This window comes from Pseudomonas sp. LBUM1655 (genome assembly GCF_059716085.1).
In genome coordinates, this window is the sequence record NZ_CP166801.1 from 2,979,650 (window position 1) to 2,991,940 (window position 12,291).

9 protein-coding genes and 2 pseudogenes are annotated in these 12,291 nt (G+C 58.2%); all 11 read right to left on the bottom strand.

Going from position 1 to position 12,291, the window contains the following annotated elements; all coding sequences use genetic code 11:
- Nucleotides 1–114: 114 nt before the first annotated feature.
- Nucleotides 115–246, bottom strand: a pseudogene (locus ACA074_RS13330) (DUF6124 family protein); the annotation flags it as partial.
- Nucleotides 247–387: 141 nt separating this feature from the next.
- A complete protein-coding gene (locus ACA074_RS13335; protein WP_497679228.1) occupies nucleotides 388–2,664 on the bottom strand; it encodes a hypothetical protein in 2,277 nt (758 codons plus the stop codon).
- Nucleotides 2,665–2,984: 320 nt separating this feature from the next.
- A pseudogene (locus ACA074_RS13340) lies at nucleotides 2,985–3,110 on the bottom strand (DUF6124 family protein); the annotation flags it as partial.
- Nucleotides 3,111–3,154: 44 nt separating this feature from the next.
- Nucleotides 3,155–5,410 carry a hypothetical protein gene (locus ACA074_RS13345; protein WP_497679229.1) on the bottom strand — a complete coding sequence of 752 codons (2,256 nt, stop codon included), beginning with the start codon at nucleotides 5,408–5,410 and terminating at the stop codon, nucleotides 3,155–3,157.
- A 123-nt stretch (nucleotides 5,411–5,533) separates the two neighbouring features.
- Entirely contained in the window at nucleotides 5,534–6,292 is a 759-nt protein-coding gene (locus ACA074_RS13350; RefSeq protein WP_401267357.1) for a PIG-L deacetylase family protein, read from the bottom strand.
- 157 nt (nucleotides 6,293–6,449) lie between these two features.
- The gene (locus ACA074_RS13355; RefSeq protein WP_497679230.1) at nucleotides 6,450–7,136 is read right to left on the bottom strand and encodes a glycosyltransferase family 2 protein; all 687 of its coding nucleotides are present in this window, start codon (nucleotides 7,134–7,136) and stop codon (nucleotides 6,450–6,452) included.
- The gene (locus ACA074_RS13360) at nucleotides 7,133–7,732 is read right to left on the bottom strand and encodes an SAM-dependent methyltransferase (protein ID WP_489879826.1); all 600 of its coding nucleotides are present in this window, start codon (nucleotides 7,730–7,732) and stop codon (nucleotides 7,133–7,135) included. Before ACA074_RS13360 ends, ACA074_RS13355 begins: the two co-directional genes overlap by 4 nt.
- Entirely contained in the window at nucleotides 7,729–8,499 is a 771-nt protein-coding gene (locus tag ACA074_RS13365) for a PIG-L deacetylase family protein (protein ID WP_497679326.1), read from the bottom strand. The genes ACA074_RS13360 and ACA074_RS13365 overlap by 4 nt, the downstream gene beginning before the upstream one ends.
- On the bottom strand, nucleotides 8,496–9,494 hold the full coding sequence (locus tag ACA074_RS13370; protein WP_497679327.1) for an acyl-CoA dehydrogenase family protein: 999 nt from the start codon (nucleotides 9,492–9,494) through the stop codon (nucleotides 8,496–8,498). Before ACA074_RS13370 ends, ACA074_RS13365 begins: the two co-directional genes overlap by 4 nt.
- Nucleotide 9,495: 1 nt before the next feature.
- Nucleotides 9,496–11,655 carry a glycogen debranching protein GlgX gene (gene glgX, locus ACA074_RS13375; RefSeq protein ID WP_187678318.1) on the bottom strand — a complete coding sequence of 720 codons (2,160 nt, stop codon included), beginning with the start codon at nucleotides 11,653–11,655 and terminating at the stop codon, nucleotides 9,496–9,498.
- Between the two features lie 298 nt (nucleotides 11,656–11,953).
- Nucleotides 11,954–12,268, bottom strand: coding sequence for a DUF2934 domain-containing protein (locus ACA074_RS13380; protein ID WP_187678319.1), 315 nt, complete (start codon nucleotides 12,266–12,268; stop codon nucleotides 11,954–11,956).
- Nucleotides 12,269–12,291 lie beyond the last annotated feature (23 nt).

Below are 12,291 nucleotides of genomic sequence, written 5' to 3' on the forward strand. Positions count from 1 at the left end.
GAACGGGCAGGAGCTATCAGAGCGCTAAACGATGAATTAGACACCTGTCAGATCTGACAGGTGGCGACGAGTGGTCGTCAGTGCGAAGTAAATGTGGGTTGTTCCTGATAGGTCTGTAACTGCGTAAATCCTGCGGGTTTTACGTGATGGCGGCGTGGAGCCGAGTGGGCAGAGGTAGTGATCGAGGGCGCGGCTGGCGACTTCGTGCAGTTTTTTCGAATCGAAGGATTCGTAAGGGGAGGTGATCTGCTCAAGCGATTGCTGCGAACTGAGCTAAACGAAAAGCCGCGCTCCCATTTTAATAGGCGTGCGGCTTTCATGGTTGGGACTGGTAAATAAATGCGTCCCCTTTTCTTCCTTCTTTACATGTCATTTTATATTGCGGTTCTAAAGCGTAAATTCGAAGTGATCGATCCAGAAAGCGTCGTCTGTCCCTAGATTGTCAATTTCAATTCTTTGTATTCCTTCAGCTGTAAATGTGTATTTTTTTGCGTCTCGTGGTGGTGAAATAGTTAGTGTGTCAAGGAGATTTCCATTGTTATCATAACTTCTGGCTGCACAATTACGATCAACGCCTGCGCACCAGAAAGAAACCTGTGGATAGGGCCTTTTTAGATCAAATCTAATAGTTGAATTTTCGTTCCCTATACTAATCGTCCTGCGATCAAATAAACCAGGAAGCGGGAGCGCTTGACTTGCATCTAGGATATGACAGTTTCCATAAATTTTTGTAATTGTCATTGTTTGCGTAGTTATTGAAGTGACTGCCTGTAGTTCCAGTTCTTCAAAGTCTTCTACTAGCGGGATATTTCCTCTGATTTGGTAGGTATTTGTCGGGAACGCGGTAGGCGCTTCTGGATCGGAAAAATTTGCTTTGAATGTAATAAGTATCTGTGTCCCGTTCATCAGCGTTTCAAGCCATTTTTTTGGGGCTGTTATCTCGAGTCCTGAGTCCGAAGGATTTAAATCCCCATTAAAAATTATCGTTTCCTTTGGTTGCCCTTGATAATTGATTCCGCTGCACGTCAACCAGATCAGTTGTTTTGGTGTTTGCCCGATCCACTGTGGCACGGTCAGCTTATCGGTATCTTTGAGTTTCGATACATCAAGCTCTTGCCCCGTTTCTCCTGCAATCACCGGTTTGGGGAAACGCGAATCGCCATCCGCAATCTTCAGCACGCTCACCATGACCGAGTCCGATTGCCCCGCCGGAGTGCCATTGCTATTCAAGTTCCAGCGCAGTTCTATCACCTTGCCATGCCGCGCCGCCAGAAACGCCGTGCTCAACACCGTGTTCACTCGCTTGTTGCTGTTGAACGCCACCAACGGAAACGGCTCCGAACCCGCCGACGGATCGACTTCGACCAGCTGCGCCTTGTCCCCTGGCAATGCGCTCAGGTACTCGATGCGCATCGTTACCCCGTTCGGATACGTCAGCACGTCAATCGGACTGACTGCCGGTGCCACCAGAAACGGCGGCTGCAGATCGATCGGTGTTGTGCCTGTCACCGTGGCCTTCGCGGGTTTTGAGTTACCCACCAGATCACCGTTGGGGCGGCGCAGTTCGTAGGTCACCGTCACGCTACTGCCAGCGAAGACCTTGTCGTTGGCCATTTCAAGGAACAAGGTTTTCTTGGAACCGAAAGGATCCGCTTCAACTTTGCCGGGGACAGTCACTACCACGTCGGCGGGTTGGCCTGTATTTTTCGCGGTGTAGGTGGCAAGGACATCGTCTCCGGCCACAAAACGGTTGTCCGTCGTTATCACAACCATCAGTAACGGATTACCGGCGAGTTTTTCCAGATCGATGATGCTCGCATCATCCCCGGGATAGTCCTCTTTGCGTTCCAGCAGAATCGGCATCGGCAGCAGGACACCATCCAGATCCTCATCCACGGTCTGCGCCGGCGACCACGGTGCATCGGTGTCCGGGCCGTTACCGAGCTGGTCGATGACGGTGTAGGAAAAATTCAGTTTGTGATCCAGCCGTTTCGCCTTGTCCAGGTAAGCGCGATCCACGGTGAAGCAGATGGTGATCGGCACTTCGGAGCCATGATCCGGTGGTTGCGGCGCCTGATTCGGATTGACATCGGCCGTCATCAGTTCGCCGTTGCATTTGAGGCTGATGCGGTCGTAAGCCCGGCAGTAGGGGTACGCCACACACACCTCTGCGCTGACGAAGTCCGGGGCGACGCCGTTCTTGATGGCGTCGGGCAGCAGCAATTTGAGTTCGGAGTGACCACCGGGATCGGTCAAGCGATCTTTGAGGCCGGGACGGATGCGGTTGTACAGCAATGTCAGCGCCGGCGTCGAAGTCCCCTTGTTCAGACTGCCGCGGGTGATGGTGTAAACGAGTTCATTGACAAGGTCTGTCAGCAGCAGGCCTATGGGCAGATACAACGTTTGAATGTTGTTCTCTCCGCCATCCGGGATGGTTTTTGTGGCCTCGGTGCTGGCGCCGTTTAGCACGAGTCGGATGACATCGCCGGCATCAACCGTACCCGACGCCGGCGGATCGACTGCGATTGTCAGGCCCATGGGTTTGAGGTCATAGACATGTTTGGGCACACCATAAATGGCGCCGACTACCGGGGTAGTGGCTTCAATTACTCGGGGTGGGCGGAGCACAAGAATGGTGTTGTCTGGTGGGGTTGAGGTGGTCATGGGCGAAGCTCCTGCGCAGAGGGAACGGGCAGGAGCTATCAGAGCGCTAAACGATGAATTAGACACCTGTCAGATCTGACAGGTGGCGACGAGTGGTCATCAGTGCGAAGTAAATGTGGGTTGTCTCTGATAGATCTCAAACAGCTGAAACCAAATAAACCGCCGTCCCGATTCTCCGTTTTTAGTTTGATCGTTCCCACGCTCCGCGTGGGAATGCAGCCCGGGACGCTCAGCGTCCCCTCCAAAGCCGAACGCGGAGCGTCCGTTCAGGCATTCCCACGCAGAGCGTGGGAACGATCTTCAGGCCTGGGGGCAGCGGGCTAGTTCGGCAACTCCAGATTATCCAGCACCCGATTCACTGCCAGCTCCCCGAGCATGATCAGTTGCGCAATGCCCAGCAGCGTCCTGCGTTGCGAGGCGGGTATGAGATGGGCAAGATCGCGCGACTGCAAGGGTGCAACCGTGGTCCGTCCCCGTCCAGCCTTATCTACTAGCGCATAAATTCGAAGTGATCGATCACGAAGCCGTCGCCTGTTTCCAGGTTGTCAATTTCGACTCTTCGTATTTCCTTGTTTGTGAATGTGTATTTTTTTGCGTTCCTGGGAGGCGAAATTATTAATGTTTGAAGGGGCTTTCCATTTTTATCATAACTTCTGGCTTCACTGGTTTTGTCCATGAGAGCGCACCAAAAAGAAACCTGGGAGTACGTTCTTCCCAGATCGAATCTAATAATTGATTTGTTGTTCCCGGTAGATATCATCCTGCCGGCAAATACGTTAGGGAGTGCTGGCTCGGAACTTATTATCTCTACGATGCTGCAATTTCCAGCGATGTTTGTAATTGTCATTGTTTGGGTGGTCACTGAAGTCAGCGACTGTTTCTCAAGCGCATCAAAATTTTCAAAAAGTGGAATGTCATCTTTGACTTGGTAGGTGCGTTTCGGAAAGGTTGTTGGCGCTTCAGAGTCAGAAAGATTTGATTTGAACTCAATCAGCAACGCTGTTCCATGATTAAGGGTGTCAAGCCACTCTTTGGGGACTGTTGCTTCGAACCCTGAATCATAGGGGTTTGGCTCTCCAGTAAAAATGTCCGTTTCCGTTGGTTGACCCTGATAATTAATACCGCTGCATTTCAACCAGACCCGTTGTTTTGGCTGTTGCCCAATCCAGGGCGCTACGGTCAGCTTGTCGGTTTCCTTGAGTTCGGACACATCAAGTTCTACTCCTGTTTTTCCGGCAATCAGAGGTTGGGGCAAACGCTTATCTCCATCCTCAATCTTCTTCACCTCAAACTCTGACACCGGCGATTTTTCAGCCTGCCCGCCATTGCGATTCAAATTCCACCGCAGCGCAATCTCCTTCCCATGCCGAGCTGCTAAAAAAGCCGGAGGCAGGACAACGTTGATGCGCTTGTTTTCGTTGAAGTTCACCAGCGGAAACTGCGGCGAACCCTCCCGTGGATTGACTTCAACCAACCGGCCCCGGTCGCCGCCCAGTGCGCTGAGGTATTCAATCCGTACTGTCACCCCGTTTGGGTAAGCCAGTGGATCAATCGGGTTCACCGCCGGACTTACCAGCGTCGGCGGCAACAAGACAATAGTTCCTCCGCCAGTGACATCAGCGGTGGCGGTTTTGGAGGTAGCGAACACACCTCCATTTCTGGTCTGCTCATATTTCGCCCGCACCACACTGCCCGCGATGACCTTGGCATTGGGCACCAGCAGTTTGTAGGTGAACGGAATCCGCCCGACGTCCGCCTCCACCGTGTGCAACACCTCCCCATCGCCGGGGCCTTTCGCTGTGTAGCTCACGCGGATTTTGTCGTTGACTTGCCACTGTGGCGCGAAGGTGTACACCAGCACGGTCAAGTCTTTGCTACCGAGTTTTGCAAGGTCGATGGTCGTCGGGTCATCGTTGGGATCGTCCGGATCTTCGGCCAGATCGGGCGCGGCCAGGCGGGTTTCCTTGAGATGCACATCGACCTCCACCGCGCCCGAGTAGGGCGAGTCGGTGTCCGGCCCGTTGCCGAGCTGATCGGTGACGGTGTAGGAAAACACGAATCGTGGGCTGTCACCGGCGCTTACGAACACGGCCTCGTCGACCATGACGCAAATCGTAGTTGGCTCGGCCGAAGGAATGGTCGGCGCTTCGGCAGCGGTGACGGTGCGAGAAACATCCTTGCCGTTGCAGTTCAGCCGGATCACGTCATGAGCGCGGCAGTAGGGATAGGAAAAACACACCTGCACACCCAGTTTCGCCCGGTCGGCATCGATGCCGTCTTCAAGCACATCCTGCGGCAGGATCAGTTCCAGTTCGGAGTGGGCACCATCACCGGGGGTGCGATCCTCGATGCCGGGACGGATGCTGTTGTACAGCAATGTCAGCGCCGGCGTCGAAGTCCCCTTGTTTTGACTGCCGCGGGTGATGGTGTAAACGAGTTCATTGACACGGTCTGTCAGCAGCAGGCCTATGGGCAGATACAACGTTTGAATGTTGTTCTCTCCGCCATCCGGGATGGTTTTTGTGGCCTCGGTGCTGGCGCCGTTCAGTACGAGTCGGATGACATCGCCGGCATCAACCGTACCCGACGCCGGCGGATCGACTTCGATTGTCAGGCCCATGGGTCTGAGGTCATAGACATGTTTGGGCACACCATAGTCGGCGCCGATCACCTCGGCTGTGGCTTCAGGAGCCTTAGGTGGGTAGAGGGCGAGGACGGTATTATCCGGTGGAGGGGAGGTGGTCATGGATACAGCTCCTGCGCAGAGAGAAAGGGCAGGAGCTATCAGAGCGCTATTTGGGGATTTGCGCACCTGTCAGATCTGACAGGTGGCGACGAGTGGTCATTGATGTGAACGCACAGGCTTTGCTCAGACGAAAACAATTTCGTAAGGCAAACGCATCCGCTCCAGAATCACCGGTGGCAGCATCGGGGCGATGCCGATTGCCGGTTCGCCCTTGAGCTGGCTGGCGTAGGCGTGGGTGGCGTGGCTCTTGCGCGCGACGGTCCAGGTGTCGAGGCGCAGTTTGCGTGCACGCTCCCAGGGGATCAGTTTTTGATCGCGCTCAGGCCAGTGCCACGCCCAGACCGGCACATCGTGGAAGGTCGCCCCGGCCAGTTCGGCGGCTTCGGCGGCAGCGCAACCAACGGCCTCATGATCGTCATTGCCATCGCCGCGCCAAGTGCTGAACACCACGTCACCTGGCCGCAAGTAGCGGCCGATGAACTCGGTCAGTTGAACATGCTGGTCGCTCAAGGCGTTGTCGGTGAAACCGCCGCGCACCCATTTCAGGCTGTGCATCGGCAAGCCGAGGCGCCGCAGGGCTTCGACGCTTTCCTGCGGGCGAAATACGCTCAGGCGTTTTTCCGACCATTGCCGCGAGCCGGGGTGGCTGGCACTGCCGTCGGTGATCGAGAGCAATTGCAGCGGATGACCGAGACTTGAGAGTAATTGCAGCAGGCCGCCGCAGGTCACCACTTCATCCCCGGGATGCGGGGCGATCACCACGGCGCGGGCGCCGGGCGGCACCAGACTGCGGGTGTTGATCACGGGAATATTGTCGAGTTGCGCGGCGCTGTTCCAGATTTGCGCCGACGGGCTGTTTTCGATGAGCGATAACGGTTTCATGGGTACGACGTCCTTGTGTTGTCTCGCCCTCAATCGTGCCCACAGCCAGAAACATCTGCGGTGGCCGACCCGTGAAGGCTGGTTGATTGCCGTGCGGTGCTCCGAACCCTGGATTGCCGCGCAGCAGAGTATTGCTCATGAAGCGTGGTTCGTCGCGTCACAGATCAATCTGATCCGCTTTTTTTTGTGTCATCTGTGCCAGATTTCGCAAGTAGTCGCCAAATCCGCCACGCGCGCGGCTGTCGAAACGGGCGCTGGTGTGAACTTGCGGGCGATGGCTCCAGGCGATGTTCGCGCCGGCCAGTTCCAGCGCCCGCACCAGTTGCACATCTTCGTCGCGAGCCAGCGGTTTAAAGCCTCCAGCCCAACGATAGGCATCGGCGCTGACGCCCAGATTGGCGCCGTGGATATGCCGGTGGCCCTCGCAGGCTCGATAGTGCCGGTGATAGCGAATTTGTGCCGCTTGATCGAACGATTCATGCCAGCGCTCGACAGTGACCGTACCGCATACCGCGTCCGCCCCCAACCCGAGCTGCGCCACCAGCCAGTCATCGGCGACGCGACTGTCGGCGTCGGAGCAGGAGATCCAGCGCGCCCCGCGCTCAAGCAACAGCTGTGCGCCAGCGGCTCGGGCTTGGCCGACATTGCGTGCATCAATATGCAGGCTCTGCACCGGATAGCCGCTGACGATCTGCGCCGAGCGATCAGTGCAACTGTCGAGCACCACCAGCACTTCAACCCGTTCGCCAGCGAGCAAACCGTGCCGGCTGGCCCTTAGCGCGGCGTTCAGGCATTCGTCGAGCAGATCTTCCTCGTTGTGCGCCGGGATCAAAATGCCAATCATCGCAAGCCCTCCAACGATGCCACCGAGCGCGGTTCGCGACTCCATACTTCAAGAATAAAGTCGGCCTCCTGATGCAGCACCAGGCGCGGCAAGTGCAATTGTTCGTGGATCAAGTCGTGAACCTGCCGTGCATTTAGCGGGCAGCCGTCGATGGGTGGTCGCCAGTGGCAGGCCAGCAGTTGGCCGTCGGCGGTCAGGGAATCACTGATCCGGCGGATCACTTCTGTCAGATCTTTACTGTCGAGGTAGTAGCCGATCTCGCTAAATACAATCAGGTCGAATTTTTCCTCCGGCCAGTCGCCGGGCAAACGACTTTGGCGTACTTCGGTGTGATCAAACAGGCTCAATCGCGTGGTCGCCAGACTCACCGCAGCGCTCGCGGTGTCACAGCACAGGAGCCGATCACAGCGACCGGCCAGTTCGGCACTCAACTCGCCATTGGCGCAGCCCGGCTCGAAAATCGACCGGTAATGCGGACGCGGCAAAGCGGCGAGGGTAATTGCGCGTTTGCGTTGCTCATACCAGCGCTGGCGGAACGCCCACGGATCATCGTTGCCGGCGAACAGGCCTTCGAAGTAACGATCCTCGACGCTCATAGAAACACCACTTCAAACGGTTGCAGCAGGCGATCGAGCACGTACGGCGCCAGCACCGGGGCGAGTCCGGCGGCCGCGTCGCCTTCCAGCTGGCTGGCGAAGGCGTTTACTGCGTGGCGTTTGCGCGCCACTTGCTCAGGCGACAGCAGAATTTTGCGTGCTCGTTGCCACGGTACCAACGCGTCTTCAGGCGTTGCCCAGTGCCATGTCCACACGGGTAGCTCATGGCAGGTTGCGCCGACTCTGCGCGCCGCTTCGGCACTGGCGCGACCGACGGCTTCATGGTCGCAATGGCCGTCCTCGCGCCAAGTGGTAAAAATGACATCATCGGGGCGAAGATGCCGCTCGATGAAGTCGCTCAGCTCAGCTTCTTGCGCCGCTACTTGCGTGTCAGTGAAACCGCCACGCAGCCATTTCACTCGATGCATGGGCAGGCCGAGGCGCCGTAGCGCTTCGGCGGATTCCTGCGGACGGATCACGCTCAGGCGCTCCACTGACCAGCGTTCGGAGCCGGGGTGGCTGGCACAGCCGTCGGTGACCGAGATCAATTGCAGCGGGCGGCCGGCAGCGGCGAGCAATTGCAGCAATCCGCCGCAACCGAGCACTTCATCGTCCGGGTGTGGCGCGATGATTACTGCTCTTGCGCCCGGCGGAACCAGACTTTGAATATCAAGGCTGTCCAATTGCGCCAGTTGCCGCGAACCCTGCCATTGGTGCAGGGACGTGCCTTGGCCGACGATCGGATTATCTTTCTTGACCGCATTCATAGCGTCCATGTCTCTTCGGGTTGAGCGGCAACCAGTTGGCCGAGGCCGGCGAGGTCGCGTTCGGCGTGGCTTTGACGCAGAAACACCGGCAGATCGGCGATCAGTCGGGCGAAATGCCGATCCTTGCAATAGGGCCCGGCCCCCAAGGCACGTCCGACCTCACGGATGACTTGCTCGGCGGATTGTTCCACCACGGCGCGGGCGCGTCGGGCCAGCAGTTCGGCGCTGTCCTCGGGATTTGCGTCGATGTGCAAGGCGCTGAAGCGCAGCACATCGGCGGCCGCCTGCAACGCGCTGTCGACCGCGCCAAGATGGGCGAGGGCATGCGGCTCGTATCGATGAGAACATTGCTTGCGCAGGTATTCACCGATTTGCCGCGCAGCGCCATACCAGCACGCTGCGATGCCGATCCCGCCTTGCCAGAAGCCTGGACGTTGCAGGTAATCACCGGGGTTGCCGATGGCCTGCGCTTCGGCGCCGTCGAACAGCACTTCGACGCTGCCGGTGGCGCCCATGCCCACCGCTTGCCAGCCTTGATCGGTAACGGTCACGCCCGGTTGATCCAGTGCGACGGCGACCAATTGTTGCTGATCATCGGCATCCCACGCGGTGAGCAGCGCATGGCTCAGCACGGCAGCGCCGGAACACCAGGCTTTTCGTCCATTGAGCGTGACCATATGCCCGGCGGGACGCACTTGCACCCGCGCTTGCGGCGGTTCGGCCGCCCACATGCCCCACGTGCTGCCGGGCGTTGGCGAACCACCCAATTGCTCGATGATTGCCAGCGCGTCGGTATGGCCTTCATAGAGTTTGCATAACCCCAGATCATGCCCGCCGACATTCGCCAGATGCCGAAAACGCTCCAGCGTGTGACCGCTGCCCGGCAGCGGTAAACGATCCAGTCCGGCTTCAACCATGGCCCGCAAGCATCCACCGAGGGCTAACGTGTCGGCATAGTCCGGTGGGCGGCGGGCCAGATAGTTCTGCAAGTCCATATCAGTCTTCTTCTTCACGTTGCAGTTCAAACAGCAGCAGCGAACGCCCGGTGACCGAGTACTCGTGACCGAAGTCGAAGCGCTCCTGGCCTCGGATCGCCGGCTGATTGGTGTCGACCATGCAGGTCCAGAAACTGCCTTCCGGGACTTCCGGCAAGGTGAAGTTGACGATGTCGTGGTGGGCGTTGACCACCAGCAGCAGGGTCGCGTCGGCACCCTTGCGCAGAATCCCGGTTTCCTGCGCGCGGCCGTCGAGCAACATGCCCAGGCAACGGTTGTGCGCGTCATGCCAATGCTCGGTGGTCATCTCGGTGCCGTCCGGGGCGAGCCAGGTCACGTCCTTGACGCCGATATCCTCGTTGTACTCGCCGACCAGAAAGCGCCCACGACGCAGGATCGGATAAGCCAGACGCAGCTTGATCAGGCGTTTGACGAATTTGAGCAGGGCCTTGCCGTCCTCGCTCAGATCCCAGTTGACCCAGCCGATCTCGCTGTCCTGGCAGTAGGCATTGTTGTTGCCATCCTGCGTGCGGGCGAATTCGTCGCCGGCGACAATCATCGGCGTGCCTTGGGCCAACAGCAGCGTGGCGAAGAAGTTGCGCATCTGCCGATGGCGCAGGGCGTTGATTTCGGGATCGTCGGTCGGACCTTCAACGCCATGGTTCCAGGACAGGTTGTTATTGCTGCCGTCCTGATTGTTCTCGTCGTTGGCTTCGTTGTGCTTGTCGTTGTACGACACCAGATCGTTGAGGGTGAAGCCGTCGTGGGCAGTGATGAAGTTCACCGATGAATACGGCCGCCGGCCGCGCTGGTTGAACATCTCGCCGGACGCGGTCATGCGGCTGGCAAAGTCGGCGACCTGGGCGTCGTCACCCTTCCAGAACGCGCGCACGGTGTCGCGGAATTTGTCGTTCCACTCGACCCAGCCCGGCGGGAAGTTGCCGACCTGATAGCCTCCGGGGCCGCAATCCCACGGTTCGGCGATCATTTTCACCTGACGCAAAACCGGGTCCTGACGGCAGGCAACGAGGAAGCTGTGCCGCTCATCGAAACCGTCGTGATAGCGGCCGAGGATAGTCGCCAGGTCGAAGCGGAAGCCGTCGACATGCATTTCGCTGGCCCAGTAACGCAACGAGTCAGTGACCATTTGCAGTACGCACGGGTGACTCAGATCCAACGTGTTGCCGGTGCCGGAATCGTTGATGTAGAAGCGCTTGTCGTCCGGCATCAGCCGGTAGTACGAGGCGTTGTCGATGCCGCGCATCGACAGGGTCGGGCCTTGCTCGTTGCCCTCGGCAGTGTGGTTGTAGACCACGTCGAGGATCACTTCGAGATTGGCTTCGTGCAGGTGCGCGACCATCTCCTTGAACTCGGCGATCTTGCCGCTGGCCAGGTAGCGCGGGTCCGGGGCGAAAAACGCAATGCTGTTGTAGCCCCAGTAGTTGGTCATGCCCTTGTGCAGCAGGTGCTGGTCGTTGACGAAAGCGTGGATCGGCAGCAACTCGACCGATGAAACCCCGACGCTGCGAATGTGCTTGAGCACATCGTCATTCATCAAACCGGCGAAGGTGCCGCGCACGTTTTCCGGCACAGAGGGGTGGCGCATGCTGATGCCGCGCACATGAGTCTCATAGATGATGGTTTTGTCCCACGGCACGCTGACGCGCTGGTCGTTGCCCCAGGTATGCGCCGGGTCGATGACTTTGCATTTGGGCACGAAGGGAGCGCTGTCGCGTTCATCGAAACTGAGGTCGGCGTCGGGGTGGCCGATGGTGTAGCCGAACAAGGCTTCGGACCACTTGAGTTGGCCGACCAGTTGTTTGGCGTAGGGGTCGATAAGCAATTTGTTGTGGTTGAAGCGGTGGCCGTTGGCCGGGTCATACGGGCCGTAGACGCGGTAGCCATAGATCAGCCCCGGATGGGCGTCGGGCAAGTAGCCGTGGTAGATCTCATCGGTGTATTCGGGCAGTTCGATTCGTTCGAGCTCGACTTCACCGGCATCGTCGAAGATGCACAGTTCGACCTTGGTGGCGTTGGCGGAAAACAGGGCAAAGTTCACCCCCAAGCCATCCCAGGTCGCACCGAGCGGGAAGGGCAGCCCCTCACGAATTCTCGAGGGCTCGGCGTGCTGTGCGGGCTCGGCTTTTTTTGGACGGGTCATGATTGCTCCTGCAAAAATCGGGGTAGTTCGGTTGATACCTGACCAGTGGGGGGAAGCTTTTGTGGTGAGGGGATTTATCCCAGATCGGCTGCGCAGCAGTCGCAAAATCATTGAATGCGGGGTGTCAGATGTTCCGCATTGGTTGTTCTGGGGCCGCTTCGCGACCCATCGGGGATAAATCCCCTCACCACATAAGTTTTCACCAGCATGGCGGTAGTGTGTTTTTTCAGGGCGAGTTGGCCCTCTGTGGCGAGCAAGCCCGCCACACAGTCATTCAGTTCAATAATCGGGGGGGGCGTCAGTTCGCCGGGGGCTTGCGTGGCACCTTGGGCTTTTTCTCGACGGCTTTTTCGCCCGGTGGCACGACTTTGGCGGCGCTCGCAGGCTTGGCTTTGGCCGGGGCTTTGGGCTTGGCGGCTGGCGCCTTCACCTCGGCGGTTTTGCCTGCTGTTTTGCTGCCGGCAGCCTTCGGTGATTTCTTCGGTGCCAGTGCTTCGGCCTCGGCCAGTTTGCGCGCCATCTCCCAATGGCGTTCTTCGTGGCCCTCGGGCTTACCTTCGGATTCCCAGATCTGATAGGCGAATTCGCGGATGCGTTTATCGTCGGTGCTCATCGCAATGCTCCTGAACTGAACTC